The organism is Afipia felis ATCC 53690, from assembly GCF_000314735.2.
Classification (GTDB): Bacteria; Pseudomonadota; Alphaproteobacteria; order Rhizobiales; family Xanthobacteraceae; genus Afipia; species Afipia felis.
Map to the genome: position 1 here is coordinate 1921668 of NZ_KB375270.1, position 22610 is coordinate 1944277.

24 protein-coding genes are annotated in these 22610 nt (G+C 61.1%); 18 read left to right on the plus strand and 6 right to left on the minus strand.

Features of this window, described 5'->3' with window-relative positions; all coding sequences use genetic code 11:
- The first annotated feature begins 204 nt into the window (after positions 1-204).
- From HMPREF9697_RS09105 to HMPREF9697_RS09145, 10 genes are all read left to right on the plus strand, one after another.
- A complete protein-coding gene (locus HMPREF9697_RS09105) occupies positions 205-684 on the plus strand; it encodes a hypothetical protein (RefSeq protein WP_169333027.1) in 480 nt (159 codons plus the stop codon).
- On the plus strand, positions 681-875 hold the full coding sequence (locus tag HMPREF9697_RS09110) for a hypothetical protein (protein ID WP_002716908.1): 195 nt from the start codon (positions 681-683) through the stop codon (positions 873-875). The genes HMPREF9697_RS09105 and HMPREF9697_RS09110 overlap by 4 nt, the downstream gene beginning before the upstream one ends.
- Positions 872-1183: a hypothetical protein gene (locus HMPREF9697_RS09115; RefSeq protein WP_002716909.1), complete on the plus strand. Its 312-nt coding sequence runs from the start codon at positions 872-874 to the stop codon at positions 1181-1183. Before HMPREF9697_RS09110 ends, HMPREF9697_RS09115 begins: the two co-directional genes overlap by 4 nt.
- Positions 1176-1373, plus strand: a complete 198-nt coding sequence (locus HMPREF9697_RS09120) for a hypothetical protein (RefSeq protein ID WP_002716910.1) — start codon at positions 1176-1178, stop codon at positions 1371-1373. Before HMPREF9697_RS09115 ends, HMPREF9697_RS09120 begins: the two co-directional genes overlap by 8 nt.
- A complete protein-coding gene (locus HMPREF9697_RS09125) occupies positions 1370-1780 on the plus strand; it encodes a hypothetical protein (RefSeq protein WP_040307877.1) in 411 nt (136 codons plus the stop codon). Before HMPREF9697_RS09120 ends, HMPREF9697_RS09125 begins: the two co-directional genes overlap by 4 nt.
- On the plus strand, positions 1770-2114 hold the full coding sequence (locus tag HMPREF9697_RS20895) for a hypothetical protein (RefSeq protein WP_002716911.1): 345 nt from the start codon (positions 1770-1772) through the stop codon (positions 2112-2114). Before HMPREF9697_RS09125 ends, HMPREF9697_RS20895 begins: the two co-directional genes overlap by 11 nt.
- A 190-nt stretch (positions 2115-2304) precedes the next feature.
- Complete coding sequence (locus HMPREF9697_RS09130; protein WP_002716912.1) at positions 2305-3498, plus strand: site-specific integrase; 1194 nt, start codon at positions 2305-2307, stop codon at positions 3496-3498.
- Positions 3495-3683, plus strand: coding sequence for a hypothetical protein (locus HMPREF9697_RS09135; RefSeq protein WP_147293888.1), 189 nt, complete (start codon positions 3495-3497; stop codon positions 3681-3683). The genes HMPREF9697_RS09130 and HMPREF9697_RS09135 overlap by 4 nt, the downstream gene beginning before the upstream one ends.
- A 287-nt stretch (positions 3684-3970) precedes the next feature.
- Positions 3971-4543: a L,D-transpeptidase gene (locus tag HMPREF9697_RS09140; protein WP_002716913.1), complete on the plus strand. Its 573-nt coding sequence runs from the start codon at positions 3971-3973 to the stop codon at positions 4541-4543.
- Positions 4544-4545: 2 nt separating this feature from the next.
- Positions 4546-5334 carry a DUF2927 domain-containing protein gene (locus HMPREF9697_RS09145; protein WP_002716914.1) on the plus strand — a complete coding sequence of 263 codons (789 nt, stop codon included), beginning with the start codon at positions 4546-4548 and terminating at the stop codon, positions 5332-5334.
- 8 nt (positions 5335-5342) lie between these two features.
- Here the strand turns inward: HMPREF9697_RS09145 and HMPREF9697_RS09150 are convergent, their stop codons facing one another.
- The gene (locus tag HMPREF9697_RS09150; protein WP_002716915.1) at positions 5343-6824 is read right to left on the minus strand and encodes a methyl-accepting chemotaxis protein; all 1482 of its coding nucleotides are present in this window, start codon (positions 6822-6824) and stop codon (positions 5343-5345) included.
- A 237-nt stretch (positions 6825-7061) separates the two neighbouring features.
- On the opposite strand from HMPREF9697_RS09150, the gene hemE reads away from it, so the two are divergent.
- Positions 7062-8108: a uroporphyrinogen decarboxylase gene (hemE, locus tag HMPREF9697_RS09155; RefSeq protein ID WP_002716916.1), complete on the plus strand. Its 1047-nt coding sequence runs from the start codon at positions 7062-7064 to the stop codon at positions 8106-8108.
- Here the strand turns inward: hemE and hemC are convergent.
- Complete coding sequence (hemC, locus tag HMPREF9697_RS09160) at positions 8105-9079, minus strand: hydroxymethylbilane synthase (protein WP_002716917.1); 975 nt, start codon at positions 9077-9079, stop codon at positions 8105-8107. The genes hemE and hemC overlap by 4 nt on opposite strands.
- A 168-nt stretch (positions 9080-9247) precedes the next feature.
- Between hemC and HMPREF9697_RS09165 the strand changes: the two genes are divergently transcribed.
- Positions 9248-10330 (plus strand): glycosyltransferase family 4 protein, encoded by a 1083-nt coding sequence (locus HMPREF9697_RS09165; RefSeq protein WP_002716918.1) that lies wholly within the window; start codon positions 9248-9250, stop codon positions 10328-10330.
- On the opposite strand, the gene HMPREF9697_RS20120 is transcribed toward HMPREF9697_RS09165, so the two are convergent.
- Positions 10327-10833 carry an alpha/beta hydrolase family protein gene (locus HMPREF9697_RS20120; RefSeq protein ID WP_002716919.1) on the minus strand — a complete coding sequence of 169 codons (507 nt, stop codon included), beginning with the start codon at positions 10831-10833 and terminating at the stop codon, positions 10327-10329. The two genes, HMPREF9697_RS09165 and HMPREF9697_RS20120, sit on opposite strands and share 4 nt — an antisense overlap.
- Positions 10834-11025: 192 nt before the next feature.
- Here HMPREF9697_RS20120 and fdxA point away from each other — a divergent pair, with 192 nt between their 5' ends.
- The 5 genes from fdxA to HMPREF9697_RS09195 all read left to right on the plus strand — a co-directional run bounded on the left by fdxA (position 11026) and on the right by HMPREF9697_RS09195 (position 14866).
- Complete coding sequence (fdxA, locus tag HMPREF9697_RS09175; RefSeq protein WP_002716920.1) at positions 11026-11367, plus strand: ferredoxin FdxA; 342 nt, start codon at positions 11026-11028, stop codon at positions 11365-11367.
- 75 nt (positions 11368-11442) lie between these two features.
- Positions 11443-12969, plus strand: a complete 1527-nt coding sequence (gene fixL, locus HMPREF9697_RS09180; protein WP_002716921.1) for a sensor protein FixL — start codon at positions 11443-11445, stop codon at positions 12967-12969.
- On the plus strand, positions 12959-13576 hold the full coding sequence (gene fixJ, locus HMPREF9697_RS09185; RefSeq protein WP_002716922.1) for a response regulator FixJ: 618 nt from the start codon (positions 12959-12961) through the stop codon (positions 13574-13576). The genes fixL and fixJ overlap by 11 nt, the downstream gene beginning before the upstream one ends.
- A gap of 72 nt (positions 13577-13648) precedes the next feature.
- Positions 13649-14047: a response regulator transcription factor gene (locus HMPREF9697_RS09190; RefSeq protein ID WP_002716923.1), complete on the plus strand. Its 399-nt coding sequence runs from the start codon at positions 13649-13651 to the stop codon at positions 14045-14047.
- A gap of 120 nt (positions 14048-14167) precedes the next feature.
- Positions 14168-14866, plus strand: a complete 699-nt coding sequence (locus tag HMPREF9697_RS09195; protein WP_002716924.1) for a helix-turn-helix domain-containing protein — start codon at positions 14168-14170, stop codon at positions 14864-14866.
- On the opposite strand, the gene HMPREF9697_RS09200 is transcribed toward HMPREF9697_RS09195, so the two are convergent.
- Positions 14839-16062 carry an NnrS family protein gene (locus tag HMPREF9697_RS09200; protein ID WP_002716925.1) on the minus strand — a complete coding sequence of 408 codons (1224 nt, stop codon included), beginning with the start codon at positions 16060-16062 and terminating at the stop codon, positions 14839-14841. The genes HMPREF9697_RS09195 and HMPREF9697_RS09200 overlap by 28 nt on opposite strands.
- Positions 16063-16075: 13 nt before the next feature.
- The gene (locus HMPREF9697_RS21645; RefSeq protein ID WP_002716926.1) at positions 16076-16198 is read right to left on the minus strand and encodes a hypothetical protein; all 123 of its coding nucleotides are present in this window, start codon (positions 16196-16198) and stop codon (positions 16076-16078) included.
- Positions 16199-16488: 290 nt separating this feature from the next.
- Between HMPREF9697_RS21645 and HMPREF9697_RS09205 the strand changes: the two genes are divergently transcribed.
- Positions 16489-18747, plus strand: coding sequence for a heavy metal translocating P-type ATPase (locus tag HMPREF9697_RS09205; RefSeq protein ID WP_002716927.1), 2259 nt, complete (start codon positions 16489-16491; stop codon positions 18745-18747).
- 27 nt (positions 18748-18774) lie between these two features.
- Here HMPREF9697_RS09205 and putA read toward each other — a convergent pair whose 3' ends face one another.
- A complete protein-coding gene (gene putA, locus HMPREF9697_RS09210; protein ID WP_002716928.1) occupies positions 18775-22569 on the minus strand; it encodes a trifunctional transcriptional regulator/proline dehydrogenase/L-glutamate gamma-semialdehyde dehydrogenase in 3795 nt (1264 codons plus the stop codon).
- Positions 22570-22610: the final 41 nt, after the last annotated feature.

Here is a 22610-nt window from a genome sequence, read left to right on the forward strand (position 1 = left end):
GCGGCGAAGGTGGCCGAAAATATGGTTGGCGATGATGGCGTTCGCGGAAGCAAAGTCAGAAACGCCACTGCTGAAACGATAGCTTTCAACATCCGCGCTCTCCCGCTGCCATCGACACCAGACGATGCTGAGGTGGGGGCGGTTGAGCCGTGCTGTCCATTTTGCGGACGCGATCCGTTCCATCGCGTCGATAACGGCGTGGGCATGGAAGCGGTTGCGGTTACCTGCTGTGAGCTTGGCGATCAGTTTTATCGAGGCCTGCGGCCGGAGCCAGAAACCGTCACCATGGAATGGGACGAGTTTGTCGAAATCGGACAACGGCTGGCCGGCATCAGCCCCTCTCCCGCAAGCGACGGCGCGATACGGGAGGCGTTTATTGCTGGCGCAACCGCAGTTCATAACGAGTGGCTTGCTGCAACCGAGCGTGATGAAGGACCGCCGCGTGGCGATCCGGATTTCAGTGAAGCCGCTTCGGACTATGCCGCCCTCTCCGCTCATGCCGGGGACGCGGCGAAGGAATCTGGCGGAGGTGCGGAAAGCTCCCGCACGGTGTGCCCATTAACGGACCCGGCGAAATATACGGGTGGGACCGACGCGAGCCGTTTGCAAGCGTCTGCCGGAGTAGCGCCCGGCCCGCCAGACACACATGCGGAGACAATTTCCAACCAGGAGAATTTCAAATGAAGCTCGTTGCCACGGTACATGAGGTGAAGAAATCAGGCGAGCGTCTTTGCGTGAGCATGAAGGCGAAGCAACTGCAATTTGAGTCCTTGTATTCGACGGTTTTGCACGAGATCGAAATTCCAGACACAGAAACGGCGCGTAGAACCTACTACATTGGCCGGAGGGTCTCGTTAGAGGTCAAACCAGCATGACCCTATCATCACGAGCAATCGAGGCGGGTGCGCGGGCGATTGTAGCCGCTGAGTACGACGAAGAATTTTACCCATTCGAAACGTCGTCGAAGGCCGAACAGCAGCTTGCGCTTAAACAAGCAGAAGCCTTCCTCGCCGCCCTTGCTGCGGAAGGCATGGTTCTGGTGCCGAAGGATCCGACATCTGCGATGCTCAAAGCAGGTGCGCGCTCCTATTACGATGAAAACTCATGGCAGCCGTCTCGCATCTACCGCGCCATGCTCTCCGCCCATCAAGAAGATGAAAAGAGCGAGGGGAAGGATGGCTGAGCGTGATTTTCTATTTGAATATCGGTTCGACGGCGACATTTACGGCATGTCCGTTCGTGCCAAAGACATGGAGCATGCGCGCCGTAAGGTTAGCGCGATGAGTTTCGCCATCTGTAAGGGTGAGATAGCCGCAACCATACCGCTTTCGCCAAAGTCCATCATGCGACGCATACTGGGACGAAAGCCATGACCGACGCGCACCAGGACGTGGCGAGGTTGGTTGCGAGATTGCGCTTTGACGCCGACCGATGCGGGATTCAATTCTCGAAAGGTGTTGCAACCAACATTACGGAAGCCGCCGACCGTCTCGAATCCCTTTCGCAAGCACTGAGAGAGGCGGAGGCGGAACGGGGTGAATGGAAACAGGCCGCTCAAGTTGAAGCTGGCTTGCGTCGCGAGTTTCTAGCCCGAGCAGAAGCCGCCGAATCCCGCCTTGCAGAGGCGATGAATAGAATCCAGCAGATCGATAAGATTTGTCGGACGCCAACACCGGCTGCGCTGAATGCTGGCCGCCACTTCCAGCGAGACTTTGACGCAATACGCGATCTTTGCGCCCGCGCCTTCATTGCAGGAAACGGAGGGAAGGATGGGATTTAACACCGTCGCCGTTCTTTATAACGACTTCAATTTTGCCAAAGAGCATGACATTGGAGAGCGAATTGCTCGGGCAATGCGCGGATGGCACGAACGTGATCATGACGCGCTCGCCACGTGGTTCGGCGCTGGAATGGTCGTTTCGCAAGCTCACGCTGATTACGATCAGATTGTAGTCGTCGGTCAGAACCGTGGCCGTCGCATAACAGATGCCAACGACCTTGATACCGTTGCCCTAGAACAGATGGCAGATTGCCTGAAGCGCCACGGATGGACCGCAAAGCCCCCATCTAGGCGAAAGAAAGCCGCCGCCAACCCCAAGGACACCGGGCAATGAGGGTGGTGGCGAATGATAATGAACCGCCTGCTCTTGGCAACGTCTATACGTTGAATGAGGCGGCGGCCAAACTTCGTATGAGCCGCCGAGCGCTCCAGGATACGATTAAGCGCCTCCCATTTTACGCCAAGAATGGTAAGGTTTACCTCTTTTCCGATAGTGACATTTTGGCGATTTGGAACGGTATGCGATGTCAGAGTACTACCTCTACAGAAGGGGCAACAAAGGCAACTGGTACATTCGCGGGACCAATCCTGATGGGCGCCAAATCTTCGAGTCTACGAAAACTTCTGTACAAGCCACCGCGAAAAGCATCCTGAGAGAGAAGCAGAACGAACGGGAAAATGAGCTTGTTTTCGGCAAGAAGGCCGTTGTTACGTTCGACTACGCAGCAGATTCATATGTGAAATCTGGAGGCTCGCAGCGGTTCCTGGGTTCGTTCGATGGCTCAAAGTGGACCGGCCTCTTCGGGCGATTTGAGGGACGTAAACTAAAAACCATCACCCAATCCGACCTCGATCGCGCCGCTCTTGAGGCATACCCAAACGCGCGACCAGACACTAGAAATCGACAATTCTACACCCCCTTTGTGGCCGTGTGGAATCATGCCGTTGGCAACGATTGGGCGGATTACCGGAAGTGGAAGCGGCCGAAGAAACCCAAAGGCACGAACATCGTTGTGGTTTCGTCGGGTCGCGCCGGTAACAAGCCGGTATCCTATGATCGCGCCGCTGAGTTCGTATTGGCTATGTCGCCAGCCAACGCGATCGTTATGACCATCCTGTTTTACACTGGCATGCGGCCGATTGAGTTGTTCAGCATGGATTGCGCGGATGTCGACGTTAAGGGCCGCTGGATAACGCTGCGCACCTCGAAGACTGGCGAGCCACGGGGAGTCCCGATGCATAAGGCACTAGTTCCGCTGATGGCCGCCCTAAAGAAACGCGGCGGCAAACTGGTGCGCCAGTGGAATGATCGCCCTTTCGTGGTGCGGGAAGGCATTGGCGGCCAGATGAAGAAGGCACTATCCGGTGCGCGGAAGCGCACAGAGCGCGTTGATGCCAGGACCGGCAAGCGGATACACGGCAGCGGAATAACCGATGTATCGCCCTACACGGCCCGCCACACCGTATCTACGCAGCTTGTTGCCAACGGAGTGCACCCGCACATTAAGGACCAGATCCTCGGGCACGCCGTCACCGACATGAGCCGGCACTACACCAACCTGCCCCAGAAGGAACTGATTAAGGCGATCGATACGCTACCAACGGTGAAGGCTTGGCTGGACGCGCCGTGGATGAAAGACCCGGTCGGGCTTGGTAGAAATTACGCGGGCGTGGATTGGGTGCACGGGAGTGGGACAAGGAAGAGGGGGAAGGCGTGAGCACCAAGAAGGACGCCGCTATGCACTCACTAGAAGCATTCTCCCTTTACGAGGCCAGCCAAAAGCTCCGTGCGGCAGCGAATGCATTATCAGGCATAGACGACGAGGCGGCGGCGCAAGTTCGCAAGATCACCAGTCGAATTGACGCCCGCAGGCGGCGCATTATGGCACAAGACACAGCCTAAATAATCTGTGCAAATTCTGTGCACACCATTCCATAAATGCAAAAAACCCGCTTGAATAGCGTGTTTCTTTATATAGGCCACACCCTTCACACGGGAGAGGTCCAAGGTTCGATCCCTTGTGCGCCCACCATCAATTCCTGCAATCCTCAAATCGGCAAGCTTTTACGTATAGTCGTGCCCCAGAGACGATATGCCGCCTTCACGTTGCTGTGGGTTGCAGCCCTCCGCAGAATATGGCCTTTCTGGGTTCTCCGTATCCACGATCAGAACACATGGAAGGTCCGCCGATGAAGCGTGTCGTTTCGTTATTCTCCGCCTGCATGATCTTGAGCAGCGTGTCGCTCGCTGCCGCGCAGGAGGCAGATGTTCGCGACACCATGTTCCCGAACTTCTTCTCCTCGGGGATCGGCCGCTCCAGCCCGATTCAGCGCCAGCGGGTGAGCTACGAGAGCAATTACGCACCGGGCAGCATCGTCGTGGATACGCGCGAGCGGCGGCTTTATCTCATCACAGGCCCCGGCGAAGCCCTGCGCTACGGCATCGGCGTCGGCCGCGATGGTTTCCGCTGGGGTGGCGTGCATCGCGTCTCCGCCAAGAAAGAATGGCCGAGCTGGACGCCGCCTGCGCAGATGCTGCGCCGCCGCCCCGATCTCCCGCGCCACATGGTGGGAGGCCCCGACAATCCGCTCGGCGCGCGAGCGATATATCTAGGCTCTACTCTGTACCGCATTCATGGCTCGAACGAGCCGGAAACCATTGGACAGGCGGTATCGTCAGGATGTTTCCGCATGGTCAACGAGGACGTCATCGATCTTTATAACCGCGTCTCGGTTGGCGCCACGGTCTACGTCAAGAACTGAGCATGACGCAGGGAGCGCGCCTCAGCCTCGCCATCCTTGCAGCAGCCTGTTTTGCGGGCCGTGCGCTTGCGGCCGACGCGGAGATTCCTTCCATCGCGGCAAAACAGCACGACCAGAAGACTGATTTCACCGACGCGGAGATTGTCGACGGTTTTCTGAAGACGACTTTCGGCGCGGAATATCAACTCGCCGGCAAGGTCGACCGCATCCGCAAATTCCAGAAGCCGGTTCGGGTTTTCGTCACCGGCCTGGACAGGCCGGACCGCAGGCGCCAGGTCGAAGCCGTGACGGCCGATATCGCCGAACATGTCAGCCATATCGACATCGCCGTGACCGCGCGCCGCGAGGACGCCAACCTCATCGTGCAACTGGTGCGCGACCGCGACCTCGACCGCTCGATCCGCGAATCCTACGGCACGACGACGGCCAAGAAGATCCGCAAATCGCTCGACCCGCAATGTCTGTCGGGCTTCCGGAAGAACGACAACTACGAGATCGAACACGCCGAGGTCATCCTGACGGTCGACAGCGGCGATTTTGTTTTCCTCGATTGCGCCTATGAGGAAATGCTGCAGTCACTCGGGCCGATCAACGACACCGGCTCAGTGCCGTGGACGATGTTCAACGATGCGGTGTCGATGGGTTTCTTCGACACCTATGATCGCTATCTCCTCAACATCCTCTACGATCCGCGCATCAAGGCCGGCATGAGCGTCGATCAGGTTCGCCCGCTCCTGCCCGCGATCCTCAAGGACATCCGCGCAAAGGTCGCTCCGTCCCAACCTCACTGAGGCGTGCTTTAGGCGAGCTTGCGCGAGGCCTCTTTCACCTTGCGCGTGGCATCATCGACGGAACGGGTCGCCTCGGCGATTTCCCTCATGCTGCTGTCGATTTCGGACACGCCCTTGGCGGCCACCTGCATGTTCGACGAAATGCTCTGCGTCACCGACGCTTGTTCCTCGACGGAGGCCGCGATGGCCGAGGAGATTTCATTGACCTGCGAAATCGTCCCGGTGATGCTTTCGATCACGGTGACCGCGTTCGACGTGGTGCTCTGCACCTCGGCGATCTGGCTGCTGATCTCGTCGGTCGCCTTCGCGGTCTGCGCGGCGAGGCTCTTCACCTCGGACGCCACCACCGCAAATCCCCTGCCCGCTTCGCCCGCGCGTGCGGCTTCAATCGTCGCGTTCAGCGCCAGCAGATTGGTCTGATCCGCGATATTGTTGATGAGCTTGACCACATCGCCGATCTTCTGGGCCGCAGCAGCCAACCCTGAGACGATCTCGTTGGTCTCATTGGCCTGCTTTACCGCGCGCATCGAAATATCGAGCGCATTCGCCGTCTGACGGCTGATCTCGCCTACCGAAGCTGCAAGTTCCTCGGCGCCGGACGCCACCGCCTGCATATTCGACGACGTCTGCGTCGAGGCGCTGACCACGGAGGTGATCCGTCCTGTGGTCTCGGTCACCGCGCCCGTAATCAGATCGAGGTCGCCGTCGATGGCCTTTTGGATTTCGCCGCGACGAATTCGATCCTCGACCTGCGCGGTCACATCGGTTGCGAACTTCACCACCTTCATCAACTCGCCGCCGGCGCCATAAATCGGATTATAGGAGGCCTGAATCCACACCGCCCGGCCACCCTTGCCGATGCGCTTGAATTCGCCAGCCTGATATTCGCCACGCCGCAGTGCGCTCCAGAATTCACGATAGTCCGGGCTGACGCGATAGGCAGGCTCGACGAACATGCCGTGATGCTGGCCGCGGATTTCCTCCAGCAAATAGCCGAGCGCCGCCAGAAAGTTTTCGTTGGCGGTCAGAATCTTGCCGTCGAGGTCGAATTCGATAACGGCTTGCGATTTGTGGATCGCCCGGATCTGGCCTTCGTAATCGGCGCTCTGCATTTTTTGCTGCGTGATATCGAAGGCAAATTTGATGACCTTGTAAGGCTTGCCGCTGCGATCGAAGAGCGGATTATAGGATGCTTGAATCCAAACCGCGCGACCGTCCTTTGCGATACGCCTGAATTCGCGCGCTTGGAATTCGCCCTTGCGCAGCCTGTTCCAGAATTCCCGATACTCGGCACTGCTGCGCTCCACTTCGGACACGAACATGCCGTGATGTTTGCCCTGCACTTCATCGAGCCGGTAGCCGAGCGCACCGAGGAAATTGTCGTTAGCAGTGATGATCGTGCCGTCGAGGTTGAATTCAATGACCGCCTGCGATCTGCCCACCGCATCGATCTTGGAACGTAACTCCTGATCCCCGCTGAAAAGTGCCATCATCCCACCTTTCTGGTTTCGGACAGCGTGCACCTCAATTCTTTGAACAACCATAACGTGTTTCAGGATAAGGGTTCTACCGAAGCAAACCGGCACCCGGACACCGGCTCGACGGCAAAGCACTTATACTCCCGGCCGCTCCTCGTTTGGGCTTAGAACAGGCACCTCGCCATGGCCTTGGCTGCTTCCGCGGTGTATCAGGATCGCGCCATCACCATTCCAGTTGAGGATTGACGTTTGCCCCCGAGTTCTACCGCCAAGCCGTTCATCGAGGTTCTTTCGGGACAGCGGCAAACCACTCCTCCCCTCTGGATGATGCGCCAGGCCGGACGCTACCTGCCGGAATATCGCGCCGTGCGGGAAAAGGCAGGCGGGTTTCTCGACCTCGTCTACAATCCCGAACTCGCGGCCGAGGTGACGCTGCAGCCGATCCGCCGCTTCGGCTTCGACGCTGCCATCATCTTTTCCGATATTCTCGTGGTGCCGCATGCCTTGGGCCGCGATGTCCGCTTTGAGGTCGGCGAAGGCCCGCGCCTCGATCCGCTCGACACGACAGAGAAAATCGCAGCGGAAAAATTCTCCGCCGATTTCGCGACCTTCGAGCCGGTGTACGAAGCGCTGCGCCGCGTCCGGAGCGAGTTGCCCGCAAGCATCGCGCTGATCGGCTTTTGCGGCGCGCCGTGGACGGTCGCGACCTACATGGTGGCAGGCCAGGGCACGCCCGATCAGGCTCCTGCACGACTTCTCGCCTATCGCGATCCGGCATCGTTCGAAAAAATCATCGATGCGCTCGTCAACACTTCGATCCGCTATCTGCTCGGCCAGTTGCAGGCCGGCGCGGAAGTGCTGCAGATTTTCGATACATGGGCCGGCGTGTTGCCGCCCGCCGAATTCGCACGCTGGTCGATCGAGCCGACAAGGCGCATCGTCGAAGGCGTCCGCGCGCAGGCGCCGGGTGCGAAGATCATCGGCTTCCCACGCGGCGCGGGCGCGATGCTGCCCGCTTATGTCACCCTCACAGGCGTCGATGCGGTCAGCATCGACTGGGCTAGCGAGCCGTCATTCATGCGCGAGCATGTGCAGAGCCGCGTCGCCCTGCAGGGCAATCTCGATCCGCTGGCGCTGATCGCGGGTGGCGATGCGCTCGACAGAGCCGTTGACGACGTGCTGGCGAATTACGCGGCGGGGCGGCTGATCTTCAATCTCGGCCACGGCATCCAGCCACATACGCCGATCGCCCATGTTGAACGCATGATCGCGCGCGTGCGGGCCTATAAGGGCTAATGCGATAAAGGACGGGTGCGGGCGATCACATCGGCCGCGCCCTTTTCAAGCAGATCGAACGCAACGGCACGGCCGAGTTCGCGCGGCCGACCAGCAGATCCTCGCCGCGTCACTTCGATGAAGTGATTGTTCGCTTCGTCGAGCACCGCCGCCTTGAGCGAAATCTCATCACCTTCGACGGTGGCATAGCCCGCGATCGGCGAGTTGCAGTGCCCGTTCAGAACCCACAACACTTCGCGCTCGGCCTCGGCGCAGCAACGCGAAGCCGCGCTGTCGATTGTCGCCAGGCGCCGTAACGTGTCCCAATCGCCCGCGGCACATTCCACCGCAACGATGCCCTGCCCGACCGCAGGCAGCATTTCGTCCGTGGAGAACTGATGAACGATGCGATCCGCAAAACCGACACGCTCGAGGCCCGCGCGTGCCATCACCAGCGCATCGGCCGGGCCGACCTCGCCGCCTTCCGGCAGCCGCTGCATCTCCCGCCCGTCGAGCTTACGGATGCGCGTGTCCGCAGCGCCGCGAAAATGGATGACTTCGCACTCCGGAAACAGCCGGCGTACATAAGCGACGCGACGTACCGCATTGGTGCCGATCTTGAATCCTTTGCCACGCGAGCGCCGCAGTTCATCGAGCGTCACGCCATCGCGCACAACCAGAGCATCGGTCGGCGGATCACGCGACAACAACGCGCCGATCACGAGGCCGGGCGTATCCTCGTTGCCCGGCATGTCCTTCAGCGAATGCATCGCCGCCTCAAGGCGACCGTCACGTATGGCATCGCGGATCTGGCCGACGAACGCCCCGCCCTTGCCGCCAAGGTCAAGCAGCTTACCGGTCTGGTCCTGATCGCCGGTGGTTTCGAACTTGACGATTTCCACCGCAAGATTTGGATCGGCCGCCGTCAACTGGCGCGCGATCTCATTGGTCTGCGCCAGCGCCATCACGCTCTTGCGCGTGCCTATCCGCATCGCCTTGCCTGCCACGCTATACTGCTCCCGTGCCGCACCCGGCGGCAATGCGCACTCATTAGCGGCGAACGGAGCCTGCTACAAGGCATTCCGCCGACCCTTCATTTGCGCCTGCCCCGGCGTTCAGGTAATCGAAGATGCCGCGACAGGGCAGCCCAAACGGAAACGATGAAGATAGCACTCGCCATCTTTCAGCTTGAGACGCTCGGCGGCAAGGAACGCGACTGCCTGGCGATCGCGGCCTATCTGCAACAGCGCGGCCATGATGTGACCCTCGTCACCACACGCGCAGCTTCTTCCCCACTGCCTGTTGCGATCATACCCCGCAAGGGGCTCTCCAATCACGGTCGCACGCGCCATTTCGCAAAAGCCGTCATGGCCTATCGCGACCAGCACCGGCCCAATGCGTTGCTGTCGTTCGAGCGGGTGCCGGGCGCGGATTTCCATTACGCGGCGGACGCCGCCGTGGCGCTTCGGATGACAGGCGTGAAAAGCTTCCTGCCGCGGGCGCGCACCTATCTGCAGCTCGAACGTGGCGTCTTCGAGAATCCGCACACCCGTTTCTTCTTTTTGACGCAAGCTCAGCGCGATCAATACGCCGCCCATTACGATTTCGATCCCGCGCGTGGCACGGTGCTGCCTGTCATCCTGCATGAGGAACGTTTTGAGGCCGCACGGACAGCAGCGGAGCGGGACGTAACGCGCGACAAACTCGGCCTGCCGCGCGATGCTATGGTGGCACTCGCGGTCGCGGTGAAGCCGAAGCAGAAGGGGCTCGATCGTTCGCTCGACGCGCTCACGCGGTTTCCGCACCTCCATCTCGTCAGCGCGGGCAGTACCGAGTCCTGGATCGCCGAGCAGGCCAAGGCACTGAAAATCGAGGATCGCATTCACGTCCTTCCTTATGGCGCCAATGTCATGGACCTCATGGCGGCTTCCGATTTTCTGCTCCATCCCGCGCGCGCGGAAGCAGCGGGACAGGTGATCGCTGAAGCCCTGCTCGCGGGACGGCCCGCCATCGTCACCGGGATTTGCGGTTACGCGGGCGAAATCGCGCAATCCGGCGCCGGCGTCGTGCTGCGCGAGCCATTCAATCCGCAAGATCTCACCGCCGCGATCACGACGATGCTGGAACGGCTTCCGGCCATGACGGCAGCCGCCAGGACCGAGGCAACCATGCTGCAGGGCCGGCGTGGCCGATGGTTGTCGGTGATCGCCGATGCAATCGAGTACGCCGCCTCGTCGTCCTAGCGTCCGCCCAGTACGTAACTCGCCATCTCTCGCTCTCGCGCGGCGATGATGGTGAAATGATCCTCGCCTTGGCGAGGAAAGAAATTCACCGTCCGGGTATGAGGAAGCGAAACAGCGCCACCCGTCGGATCGAGCGTGATGACCAATTGCACCGGCACGCCGGCCTCATCGAGCGCATTTGCCATCTCGCCTGCCGCGCTGCCCCCGAGCGAATGGCCGATGATCTCGATAGAGCGAACTTCTCCGCTGCTGTAACGGCGGATCGCATCCTCGACGAGCGCAGGCTCATCGCTGTAGTTAGCGACCGTGGTCGGAATTCCCTGCTGCTGCATCTCCCAACCGAACTCGGCAAGGCCCGGCGAATTATTGCCAAGTCCCAGCAGCACGTAGAGATGCGTGCCGCCTCGCGGTCTGAAGCCGTCCGATTTCGCAGAGATACCGCTTGGCCAAGCCAACGCGGCACAAGCCAGAAGCAGGCCAGCCATTCCACGACGCAAAAACATCGTAGCCTCCCGCGGGGTGGAAAATCATAGCGGAACTTCATTGGCCGAAAAAGGGTTCTGTTCCTCCAAAAAATCGTGATCGGCGCTCAACAAGGCTTGTGAGCCTTCCAATAACATATATATTAAATGAATCTTATAGACTAAGCTGCCATGTGAATATCGGCTCGGCACACTCGTCCACCGGAATATCTGATGACCCACGTCGTCACCGACAACTGCGTCAAGTGCAAGTACATGGATTGCGTGGAGGTCTGTCCGGTCGATTGCTTCTACGAAGGCGAGAACATGCTCGTCATCCACCCCGACGAGTGCATCGATTGCGGTGTTTGCGTGCCAGAGTGCCCAGCCGAGGCGATTTTCCCAGACACGGATCGCGAGGCCGAGCCGAAATGGCTGGAGCAGAACCGGAAATATGCCTCGCTCTGGCCGAATATTCCGTTCAAAAAGGCACCTCCTGAAGATGCCGACAAATGGAACGGCGTGAAGGACAAATTCGACCAGTATTTCAGCGAGAAGCCGGGCGAAGGCGCCTGACCGCAAGCCGTCCATTCGGAGTGCTTGTCGCCGCGGCCAAATCAAGGTGAAATGCCTCTTTGAGACAGTATCGCCGTGCCCAGCCATATCCCACCCCCAAACGCTTTCGACGACACGCTGCTCCAGCACGGGCTGGAGGATTCCGGCATCGGCACGTGGGATCTCAATCTCGCGACCCGAGAGCTCGCGCTGTCGCCCACGACGCGCAGGCTGTTCGGCCTCTTGCCCGATGAAAGCATCGAATACGCGCGGTTTCTCGCGTTGCTCCAACCGGAAGACCGCGAGCGCACCGAACGCGCGATTGAACGCTCAATCGCGGACGGCACCAATTTCGATATCCAGTACCGGATCGCCACGCCGCACGGAGCCACCCACTGGCTGCGAACCCGCAGCGCGGTCGTCAAGGGCCAGAACGGCGCGGAGCATTTGTCCGGCATCGTCATTGATATCGAGGAACAGAAGCAGCTAGAGGCGGCGCTGCGGATACGCGAAGGCCATTTGCGCTCGATTCTCGAAACTATCCCCGACGCGATGATCGTGATCGACGGTCGGGGCATTATGCAGTTTTTCAGCAAGGCCGCCGTCCGGCAGTTCGGCTACAACGAAAACGAGGTGATCGGAAAGAACGTCAGCATGCTGATGCCAAATCCCGACAGCGCCCGCCATGATAGTTACCTCGAGCGCTATCGCGCCACCGGCGAGCGCCACATCATCGGCATCGGCCGCATCGTCTCCGGCAAACGCAAGGATGGCACGATCTTCCCGATGCATTTGTCGATCGGCGAAATGCAGACCGAGGGCGAGCCTTACTTCACCGGCTTCGTGCGCGATCTCACCGAATATCAGCAGACCCAGGCCCGGATGCAGGAACTGCAATCCGAGCTCGTGCATGTTTCGCGCCTCACGGCGATGGGCGAAATGGCGTCTGCGCTGGCGCACGAATTGAACCAGCCGCTCGCCGCCATCAGCAACTACCTGAAGGGTTCGCGGCGCCTGCTTGCCTCCGACACCGAGGAAAACCGGGCGAAGATCGAATCCGCGATGGATCGTGCCGCCGAACAGGCCATTCGCGCCGGACATATCATCCGCCGCCTGCGCGATTTCGTCTCGCGCGGCGAATCTGAAAAGCGTGTCGAGAAGGCCTCGAAACTGATCGAGGAAGCCGGTGCGCTGGGGCTCACCGGTGCGCGCGAACAGGGTGTCTCGCTCCATTTCAATCTCGACCCGGATCACGATCTCGTTCTGGTCGATCGCGTCCAGATCCAGCAGGTTCTTGTCAATTTGTTTCGCAATGCCCTCGACGCCATGACCGAATCCGCGCAGCGCACGATGGTCGTTACCTGTTCCCGCGCTGCAAATGATATGATCGAGATCGCTGTTTCCGATACCGGCCACGGCATCGGGAAGGAACATCAGCCAAGGATGTTCCAGACCTTCTTCACCACCAAGAAGACCGGTATGGGAGTTGGCTTGTCGATCAGCAGAACCATCGTCGAGGCTCATGGCGGACGCATGTGGACCGAAAACAACCCGGCGGGCGGCGCGACCTTCCGTTTCACTCTGCCGGCTGCGCCCAGCGAAGGATTGACCGATGTCGGTTGAAGGACTTGTTTATGTCATCGACGACGATCCGGCGATGCGGGATTCGCTGGATTTCCTCCTCGAATCCGCAGGTCTGAAAGCACGCCTGTTCGAATCCGCGGTAAGCTTTCTCGAAACCCTGCCCGCGCTTGGGCCAGGCTGTATCGTCTCCGATGTGCGGATGCCGAATCTCGACGGTCTGGAATTGCTGAAGCGGCTGCGCGACAGCAACAAATCCTTTCCCACCATTATCATGACCGGCCACGGCGACATTCCGCTTGCGGTCGAGGCGATGAAACTCGGCGCTATCGATTTCATCGAAAAGCCCTTCGAGGACGACCGGCTGATCGGCACCATCCAGGCAGCCCTCAGTGGTGCCGCGCAACGCCAGAAGGGCGAAGCCTTGGACGCCGACGTCGCTTCCCGAATCGCAAGCCTCAGCCCGCGCGAACGCCAGGTGCTGGACGGTCTCGTCGCGGGCCTGTCAAACAAGCTGATCGCGCGGGATTACGATATCAGTCCCCGCACCATCGAGGTCTATCGCGCCAACGTCATGACCAAGATGCAAGCCTCCAGCATCTCCGAACTTGTGCGCTTCGCCATTCGCGGTGGTCTTCTAAAGGATTGAGACAAATCAATGCAGTGAGGCTTCAGGACAGCCAGTCTTGAAAGACGCACCCTTGCGTCGACCGGTTCAATCATGTCCTCCCTGCGCAAAAGCACTGTCTACGTTATCGACGACGACCCGGATGTTTTAGGCTCCTTGCGCTTTCTGCTGGAAGCGGAGGGATTCGAAACCCTGACGTTCCGCACCGCTTCCGCGGCGCTGGAGGCGAGCGTGCCGCGCCACGCCGACTGCTTCATCATCGACTACAAGATGCCCGGTATGAACGGCCTCGACCTCGTCTCCCGCCTGCACGGCCAGGACGTCCGGGTGCCAATCATTCTCATCACCGGCGATCCCGACGAGACCATCGCCGCAAAGGCGATGGCCGCAGGCGTGCACTATGTGCTGCGCAAGCCGCATCTGGAGGAAAGCCTGATCGCCCATGTCCGGCAGGCGATGCAGGATGGCCCTGCGGCAACCGGTCCCTCCTGAACGAAAATCAGCCTGTCACCTCCGGTGAATCCCTTAAGGTGCGCCCCCTAAGGGACCGCGCGAAATACCGCCGCCTCTGCATTTCGGAGAGAAAGAGTTATCGCCTCATAGGAGATGACCATGCTTGCCGAGATGCCCGCCACGCCCGCCGCTTGCACCTTCGGACGAATCTCCGCCATGAAGGTTGCGCCGCCCGTCGACCGCTTCGACGCGGTCCTCCGCAGCGCGGATCTCGCCGGAGCCTGCCTCACCTATCACAAGGACGAGGAGATCTACGGCGAAAGCGAGCACGCCGACTACATCTACAAGGTGATCTCCGGCGCGGTGCGCACTTACAAGCTTCTGCCGGACGGCCGCCGTCAGATCGACGCCTTCCACCTCGCCGGCGACGTGTTCGGCCTGGATTCGGGCGCCGAGTATCGGCTCACCGCTGAAGCCATCGTCGATAGTCAGTTGCGCGCGGTGAGCCGCCATCAACTCGAGGTGGCCGCCGAAACCGAAGTCCGGGTCGCACACGGCCTCTGGATGCTCACCGCCGACCATCTGCGTCACGCCGAGGACCACATGCTGCTGCTCGGCCGCAAGACCGCAACCGAGCGCGTGGCAACCTTCCTTCTGGAAATGGACCGCCGCCTCGCAGTCGCCGGGTTGATGGCGCTGCCGATGTCACGACGCGACATCGCCGACTATCTCGGGCTGACGCTGGAAACCGTCTCGCGCACGTTCTCGCAATTGCAAAGCCAGGGCGTACTGGGCCTGTCTGGCGCGCGGCGCGTAGCGCTGCGTGATCGTCAATGCCTGCTCGGCATGGATGCCTGAGGCGCCCGCTCATCGAGGCGGACAGCGATAAACATCGGTGCGTAGCTCAGCGCAAATCCGAGAAACGAGAGAGACCAGCAAGCAGCGGCCAGACAGATCAGGCCGTTGCTCCATGCCGGAACAAACACCGCCGCGATCCGCACTAACGCCGCCACCGTGACGAGGACGTAAACTCCCTGCGTCAATGCGGACGCCGCAAGTGGCCGGCCGCTATGACCGAGGCTCGCCCGCGACATCACCGCGAGCGTCATGATGCCTGCTCCTCCCGCCATCCAGGCGTGAATCGCCGCGCTCACGCCGACCAACCCCGATGCCGACATCGCCGCCAGCACAAAGCCGAGTGGCACGAAAGCGTAGCCGATGTGGAGAATTACCAGCAGCCTGTTGGCCCAGGTGCGATAGCCTGCCCAGCGCACAAGCCGCGCAAAATGGAAAAGCCCCGCGACAAAGCAGAGCCCGCCGGTCAGCATTCCCTCGGGCCGTACGACCCAAGCGACAAGGGCGAGAGCGCCAAACGCCACGGCTGCACCGTCGAAGCGGGAAAACGGCACCGGCATCGCGCCCTGCGGACGCCGCATCAGCCAGATCCGCGTGAAGGCCGGGACGATGCGGCCAGCGATCACCGAGACCAGAAGAACGACGACGGCAACGCCGGCGCGCGCACTGTAAGCGGCGACACCCTGCACGTGCGCCTCGATGTGAAAGGCGATGTTGCAGCCAAACAGCAGGAGCACCAGCGCCACCACCCGCATGTTGCGGATATTCCTGGCAGCCAGAACCTCGCGGGTCGCCACCGCCCCGGCCAGAAGCAGGAACGACGCATCGACCAGCATCGCCCCGCGCCAGCCGATCTGTTCGGAACATGCCACTGCTACTCGGCCGAGCACCCATACGGCGACCATCAACAGCAGCAGATGGCCGCGCACCGGCGGGCGGCCGGTCCAGTTCGGAATTGCGGTCAGCAGAAATCCCGCGATTACCGCCGGCAGGAAGCCGAACAGCATTTCGTGAATATGCCAGTCAAGCGGCGCGAGCGCCGTGTGGAGCGTTAATTCGCCGAAATAGACCGGCATCCAGATCGCGATCGCCAGTCCCGAATACAGCGCCCCACCCAGAAAGAACGGCCGGAAGCCATAGGACAGAAACGCCAGTCCCCCGGCATCCCACAACGGCAAGCGAGGTGTTCGCGGGTTCATGCCGCGCCCCCGTTCAAAAGCTACGTCGCCTCACTTTTTGAAATTCGGCACCAGGCCCGCGCTTCGCCTTCAAATCATCCAACGCGCGAATGGCCACGAGCACTGTCAGGACAAACAGAACCAGATAGAGTGACATGATGCGCCTCCTGAAGGCCTCAGCGTGCAGCTTTCCCGCACCATTGCCTTGAGGAACATCAAATACGCCCCAAAATCTGGGAATTCACGCTGCGACCAGTTCCCGCAGACCTTGGCAGATTTTCCCGCAGGTCCGTAATTTGCGCTAACACAAAGACTATTCCGCCGCGGCGGATAGGGTACAGCGTTCTTTCAGCGTCCGGATAGCGGTATGCTGAAACGCCTTAGAAATATGCTGCACGCAGCACAAACGCTCCCCGACAGAAGCGCTGCGAATTGCTGGAGAAACTGATGACGTGTTGTACATCCGCCGGAGGCATTGCACTGACGGTGGCGAACGACATCAATAAGGACGGCGAGATTCTGCTGGCAAGCCGGTTGGTCGGCGACGGCATCCGTCAGACCGACCTCTCGGTGCCGTCCATTCACTGCGGCGCCTGCATCCGCAATGTGGAGACTGCGCTCAGCGCGCTGCCCGGCGTCGAAGCCGCGCGCGTCAATCTGTCAACCAAGCGCGCAACCATTCGCTGGCGCGACGGCACGCCGCCTCCTTTTATCGAGACGCTGCGCCGGGCAGGCTACGACGCGCACGTCTACGACGCAGGCGCGGAGGTCAAGGACACCGTGTTCGGCGAGCTTGTCCGCGCACTCGCGGTTGCCGGTTTTGCCGCCAGCAATATCATGCTGCTTTCGGTGTCGGTCTGGTCCGGAGCCGACGACGCGACGCGCGACCTGTTTCACGCGATCTCCGCCGCCATCGCACTTCCCACGCTCGCCTATTCCGGCCGCGTGTTCTTCCGTTCCGCATGGCGTGCGCTGCGCCACGGTCGTACCAACATGGACGTGCCGATTTCGATCGGCGTGCTGCTCGCCTTCGGCATGAGTGTCTACGAGACCCTCACCCACGGCCCGCATGCTTATTTCGATGCATCGGTCACGTTGCTGTTCTTCCTGCTGATCGGCCGCACACTCGACCATCTAATGCGGGAAAAAGCGCGCACCGCCGTCAAGGGACTTGCGAGCCTCGCCTCACGCGGCGCGCTGGTGCTGCAACCGGACGGCGGTCACATCTATACACCGATCAACGAGATCGCCCCCGGCATGACAATCATGCTCGCGGCCGGTGAACGCGTTCCCGTCGATGCGCAAGTTCTCGCCGGCCGCTCCGATATCGACAGCGCGCTGTTGAGCGGAGAAAGCGCACCGGTTGCAGTCGCGCCGGGCACTCAGCTTCAAGCCGGCGTGCTGAATCTCACAGGTCCGCTGACGCTTACAGCTACGGCAGCTGCAAAGGATTCGGCGCTCGCCGACATGGTACGCCTGATGGAAGCAGCGGAAACGGGCCGCTCCACCTATCGCCGGATCGCAGACCGCGCTTCGCAGCTCTATGCACCCGCCGTGCACGCCACGGCATTCCTCACCTTCATTGGCTGGATGATCGTTTCGGGCGATCTGCATCGCGCCGTCACCATCGCTATCGCGGTGCTCATCATCACATGCCCTTGCGCGCTAGGCCTTGCTGTACCGATGGTGCAGGTGATGGCGGCCCGCCGCCTGTTCGAGAACGGCATTCTGCTCAAGGACGGCGGTGCGCTGGAACGTCTCGGGGAAGTCGACGCCATCGTGTTCGACAAGACCGGGACACTGACCTCCGGCACGCCGCGCCTGATGAATCCGGCTGCTATCGATCCCGCATTACTGAAGATCGCAGCCGCCATCGCGGTTCATTCCCGCCACCCTTATTCGCGCGCGATCGGGGCAGCCTGCCCCGCCAACTCCTTCCAACCTCTTGAACCGAACGCGGTTACCGAACATCCCGGCTGCGGGCTCGAAGCACGGATCGGTTCGCATCTCTATCGCCTCGGCCGCGCGGGCTGGGCACTGTCCGATTCCTCATCCAGCTCGGAAGATGGACTTGTTCTTGCCATGGACGGCGCACCACTGACGCGTTTCCAGTTCGAAGATCATCTGCGCGGCGGCACGCACGACGCACTGGCAGCGCTGAAGCAGGATTTCAGCATCGAGATTCTGTCCGGCGACCATGATGCGGCAGTCGGCCGGGTCGCCGACACGCTCGACCTTCGTTACGCGGCGGGGATGCTGCCCGCTGGCAAGGTCGCGCGCATCGGTGATATCGAAGCCAGTGGCCAAAAGGTTCTGATGGTCGGCGACGGATTGAACGACGCACCTGCGCTCGCCGCAGCCCACGCCTCGATGGCGCCTGCGACCGCAGCTGATATCGGCCGCAACGCCGCCGATCTGGTTTTCCTCCACGAAAGCCTGAACGCTGTCCCGCAAGCCATCGGTATCGCGCGAGAAGCTGCAAAGCTCGTCCGACAGAACCTGATGCTTGCGGTCGGCTACAATCTGATCGCGGTGCCGATTGCGATCCTGGGATATGTCACGCCGCTGATCGCAGCGATTGCGATGTCGCTGTCTTCGATCGTCGTCATCGCCAATGCCTTACGGCTTGGCGGCCACCGCGCGCCGACGAAATCGGCAGCGTCGCCCGTAAACCGCCTTTCTTTACAGGCCGCAAAGCACGTGTGACGCAGGCATCCGAAACGTAGAAAAACTTCAGCCGATGGTCATCAGGCTGGCATTGCCGCCAGCCGCTGCGGTGTTGATCGAAACTGAAACCTCCCTCAGCAGCCAATTCAGGCAATATGCATTCGGATCGCTGGCGATTTCATCGGTACTGGCGGACTGAACAAGCATCAGCGGTCCCGGCAGTGCTGCGATCCTGCGGTTGATAATCCGCACACGCGCAGCATCGGCCTCGATGAGCGCGCCTGCGAACGGCCCGTCAGCCTGCCAATCCGAGGTCCAGCTCACACGCGCCGCAACGCTGGCCGGCAAGCCTCGAAGCCTATCCTGAAAACCGCTCGCGGCATCGATCACGAGTTGATTTCCCGTCGCCAGCGCCGCCGCCATCTGACTGCGAAGACCGGCCTCCGTCGCAGGGACAAGCAGAATCCGGCCGCGCGGATGCAGCGCATAGAGATTACGTTCGCCGACTGGCCCGGGCAATTCCATCTGAAGGCCAAGTCCCGCGTGCCTGGTGATATTAAGCGCTACTTCCGCCTCCGCGCTCAATCCCTTGCCGGACAGCCAGGCCGCGTATTCGCGCAGTGCCGGATCGGTATGCGTCGAACCATGCTGCGGAAGGGTCGGCGCCTTGCGAACGAGACGTCCGAGATAAAGTGGCCCGCCCGCTTTGGGCCCGGTGCCGGACAGCCCGTGACCGCCGAACGGCTGCACGCCAACCACCGCGCCGATGATGTTGCGATTGACGTAGACGTTACCGGCTTCGATACGACTCGTGACATGTGTGATCGTTTCATCGAGACGTGTATGCAGGCCAAAGGTCAGCCCGTAGCCGGTGCCGTTGATCTCATCGATCAGGCGATCAAGATCGGCGCGGGGAAAGCGGATGATATGCAATACCGGGCCGAAGACCTCGCGCTTGAGATCGGAGAGTGCATTGATCTCGATGATGGTCGGCGGAACGAAAGTTCCATTTTCCGCATCCGCAGGCAGCGGCAGTTGCTCAGTCTTGCAACCGAGGCCGCGCATCCGCTCGATATGCCGGTTGATTCCGTCTCTCGCCTCGGTCGTGATAACCGGGCCAACATCGACCTTGAGCCGATCCGTCTTGCCAAGTGTCAGCTCCTGCAAAGCGCCTTTCAACATCGTCAAGGTGCGATCAGCGATATCCTGCTGCAGGCAAAGTACGCGCAGCGCCGAACAGCGCTGACCGGCACTGTCGAAGGCCGAAGCGATGACGTCGCCGACGACCTGCTCGGCGAGCGCGGAGGAATCCACGATCATCGCATTCTGCCCGCCGGTCTCCGCAATCAGCGGAATCGGCTTGCCGGAGTCAGACAAACGTTCCGCCAACTGCGCCTGAATGAGACGCGCGACTTCTGTCGAGCCGGTGAACATGACGCCGGCGATCTGGGGCGCGCCGACAAGCGCTGCACCAAGGCCTCCATCGCCCGGCACGAACTGCAGCGCGCCGCGCGGCACGCCGGCCTCGTGCAGAATCTTCACACTCTCATACGCGATGAGCGGAGTCTCCTCGGCGGGCTTGGCAAGCACCGCATTGCCGGTGACGAGGGCGGCTGCGACCTGCCCGGTGAAGATCGCGAGCGGAAAATTCCACGGACTTATGCAGACGACGGGGCCGAGCGGCAAATGCGACGGACCTAGCATGCGGCGTGCCTGGCCCGCATAGTAGCGCAAGAAATCGACCGCCTCGCGCACCTCGCTGATCGCGTTAGCCGCCGACTTGCCGGCTTCGCGCATGATGACGCCCATCAGCGTTTCAATACGCGCTTGCATGATGTCCGCTGCCTTATCGAGGCAGGCCGCGCGTTCAATGGGCGAGATCGCCGCCCATGATTCAGCATGCTCCGCCGCCAAAGCGACGATGCGTTCGGCGTCCTCCGCTCCTACCTCGGTGACGCGACCAACAACGTCACGATGATCAGCAGGGTTCAGCACGTCGCGCGTCGCGCCGCTGATCCTGCCGTCGGCGACAAGCGGCCGCGCATGCCATGGCACTTCAACGGTGGCTGCAAGTGCGTTCGACAGGTGCGCGAGCGTGGCCTCGTTCGACAGATCAAGGCCTTGCGAATTCCTGCGCGCGCGTCCGTACAACGCGGATGGCAGTGCAATCTGCTCATGCGGCGCGCCGACCACTGGCATCGCGGCAACGATATCGACCGGATCTGTGACCAGCGATTCAACTGTGACGGTGGGATCGGAGATACGGTGCACGAAAGACGAATTGGCACCGTTCTCCAGCAGGCGGCGGACGAGATACGCCAATAGTGTCTCGTGCGTGCCGACCGGCGCATAGATGCGACAGGGCCGGTCGAGCTTACCTTTTCCGACGACTTCTTCATAAAGCGGCTCGCCCATGCCGTGCAGACACTGGAGTTCATAGCGGCCGACCGCGAAGTCAGGGCCGGCGAGATGATAGATCGTCGCGAGGCTCTGCGCGTTATGCGTCGCGAATTGCGGGAAGATCGCATCCGGCGCGCCCAACAGCTTGCGTGAACAGGCGACGTAAGCGACGTCGGTGTGGATCTTGCGCGTATAGACCGGGAAGTCCTCCAGCCCGTCGACCTGCGCACGCTTGATTTCGGCATCCCAATAAGCGCCCTTGACGAGACGCACCATCATCCGTCGGTGGGAGCGGCGTGCGAGATCGATAATGTAATCGAGTACGAAGGGGCACCGCTTGCCATAAGCCTGCACCGCGAAGCCGAGACCGTTCCAGCCGTTCAGGCTTTCGTCGAAGCTGATCTCTTCGAGAAGGTCGAGCGACAACTCCAACCGATCCGCTTCTTCAGCATCGATGTTGAGACCGATGTCACAGGACCTGGCAAGCCGCGCCAGTCCGCGCACGCGTGGCAGCAGTTCGTCCATCACACGAGCGCCCTGCGCGCGCGTATAGCGCGGATGCAGCGCCGAGAGCTTGATCGAGATGCCGGGGCCTCCATAGACGCCGCGCCCGTTCGACACCCTGCCGATGGCGTGGATCGCAGTCTCATACTCGCGATAGTAGAGATCGGCGTCAGCGGCCGTCATGGCCGCTTCGCCCAGCATGTCATAGGAATAGCGGAAGCCTCGCGCTTCCAACGGACGGGCTCGCTCCAGCGCTTCGTCGATCGTCTCACCCATGACGAACTGCTCGCCCATCATGCGCATCGCCATATCGACGCCGTGCCGGATCACCGGCTCGCCGCAACGCGCGATCAGCCGCGTCAGCGCCGCGGCGAGGCTGTGGCCATTCGCCGTCGAGGTCAGCCTGCCGGTGACGACGAGCCCCCAGGTCGCGGCATTGACGAACAGCGAGCGTCCGCCATCGAGATGAGATGCCCAGTCGCCTTCCGCGATCTTGTCGCGGATCAGCGCGTCGCGCGTCGCCGCATCGGGAATACGCAGCAGCGCCTCGGCAAGGCACATCAGCGCAACGCCCTCCTGACTGGAGAGCGAATACTCCTGAACCAACGCTTCGACGCCCGTACCTTTGTCCTTGGCGCGCAGCGTCTCGACCAGCCTGCGTGCCGTGCGCGCGATGTCCTGCTTCGTGTCCTGCGGAAGCGTCGCCGCAGCAACCAGCGGCGGCAGGCATTCCGGCTCTGGACGGCGATAGGCCGCGGTGACGGCCTCACGCAGTGCGCTCTGCGACCGGATCGGCGGCGCGAATTCCGCGAAAGGCCGAGTGGTCGCCCTTTGTGAGGCCCTGTCGTGCGCTGTGCTGGACATACTCAGAAGAAGTAAGGAGGCGTTGCCGAACCGTCCATAGAACTCAGCACCTCGGCCAATGTGGTGATGCAGTCCGTTAAAGATGGCGGCCACGATGCTCCAAACAGGTTACGTCCCCGGTCCGAGGCAGCATC

What these genes read in the sequence shown, in the direction of transcription:
- HMPREF9697_RS09195 (WP_002716924.1), top strand. Translation starts at nt 14,168, where the DNA reads ATGCTTGCCGAGATGCCCGCCACGCCCGCCGCTTGCACCTTCGGACGA.
- HMPREF9697_RS09130 (WP_002716912.1), top strand. Translation starts at nt 2,305, where the DNA reads ATGTCAGAGTACTACCTCTACAGAAGGGGCAACAAAGGCAACTGGTAC.
- HMPREF9697_RS09145 (WP_002716914.1), top strand. Translation starts at nt 4,546, where the DNA reads ATGACGCAGGGAGCGCGCCTCAGCCTCGCCATCCTTGCAGCAGCCTGT.
- HMPREF9697_RS20895 (WP_002716911.1), top strand. Translation starts at nt 1,770, where the DNA reads ATGGGATTTAACACCGTCGCCGTTCTTTATAACGACTTCAATTTTGCC.
- HMPREF9697_RS09115 (WP_002716909.1), top strand. Translation starts at nt 872, where the DNA reads ATGACCCTATCATCACGAGCAATCGAGGCGGGTGCGCGGGCGATTGTA.
- HMPREF9697_RS21645 (WP_002716926.1), bottom strand. Translation starts at nt 16,198, where the DNA reads ATGTCACTCTATCTGGTTCTGTTTGTCCTGACAGTGCTCGTGGCCATT.
- HMPREF9697_RS09150 (WP_002716915.1), bottom strand. Translation starts at nt 6,824, where the DNA reads ATGGCACTTTTCAGCGGGGATCAGGAGTTACGTTCCAAGATCGATGCG.
- HMPREF9697_RS09110 (WP_002716908.1), top strand. Translation starts at nt 681, where the DNA reads ATGAAGCTCGTTGCCACGGTACATGAGGTGAAGAAATCAGGCGAGCGT.
- HMPREF9697_RS09200 (WP_002716925.1), bottom strand. Translation starts at nt 16,062, where the DNA reads ATGAACCCGCGAACACCTCGCTTGCCGTTGTGGGATGCCGGGGGACTG.
- HMPREF9697_RS09165 (WP_002716918.1), top strand. Translation starts at nt 9,248, where the DNA reads ATGAAGATAGCACTCGCCATCTTTCAGCTTGAGACGCTCGGCGGCAAG.
- hemC (WP_002716917.1), bottom strand. Translation starts at nt 9,079, where the DNA reads ATGCGGATAGGCACGCGCAAGAGCGTGATGGCGCTGGCGCAGACCAAT.
- HMPREF9697_RS09205 (WP_002716927.1), top strand. Translation starts at nt 16,489, where the DNA reads ATGACGTGTTGTACATCCGCCGGAGGCATTGCACTGACGGTGGCGAAC.
- HMPREF9697_RS09120 (WP_002716910.1), top strand. Translation starts at nt 1,176, where the DNA reads ATGGCTGAGCGTGATTTTCTATTTGAATATCGGTTCGACGGCGACATT.
- HMPREF9697_RS20120 (WP_002716919.1), bottom strand. Translation starts at nt 10,833, where the DNA reads ATGTTTTTGCGTCGTGGAATGGCTGGCCTGCTTCTGGCTTGTGCCGCG.
- HMPREF9697_RS09125 (WP_040307877.1), top strand. Translation starts at nt 1,370, where the DNA reads ATGACCGACGCGCACCAGGACGTGGCGAGGTTGGTTGCGAGATTGCGC.
- HMPREF9697_RS09105 (WP_169333027.1), top strand. Translation starts at nt 205, where the DNA reads ATGGAAGCGGTTGCGGTTACCTGCTGTGAGCTTGGCGATCAGTTTTAT.
- fixJ (WP_002716922.1), top strand. Translation starts at nt 12,959, where the DNA reads ATGTCGGTTGAAGGACTTGTTTATGTCATCGACGACGATCCGGCGATG.
- HMPREF9697_RS09140 (WP_002716913.1), top strand. Translation starts at nt 3,971, where the DNA reads ATGAAGCGTGTCGTTTCGTTATTCTCCGCCTGCATGATCTTGAGCAGC.
- fdxA (WP_002716920.1), top strand. Translation starts at nt 11,026, where the DNA reads ATGACCCACGTCGTCACCGACAACTGCGTCAAGTGCAAGTACATGGAT.
- HMPREF9697_RS09190 (WP_002716923.1), top strand. Translation starts at nt 13,649, where the DNA reads ATGTCCTCCCTGCGCAAAAGCACTGTCTACGTTATCGACGACGACCCG.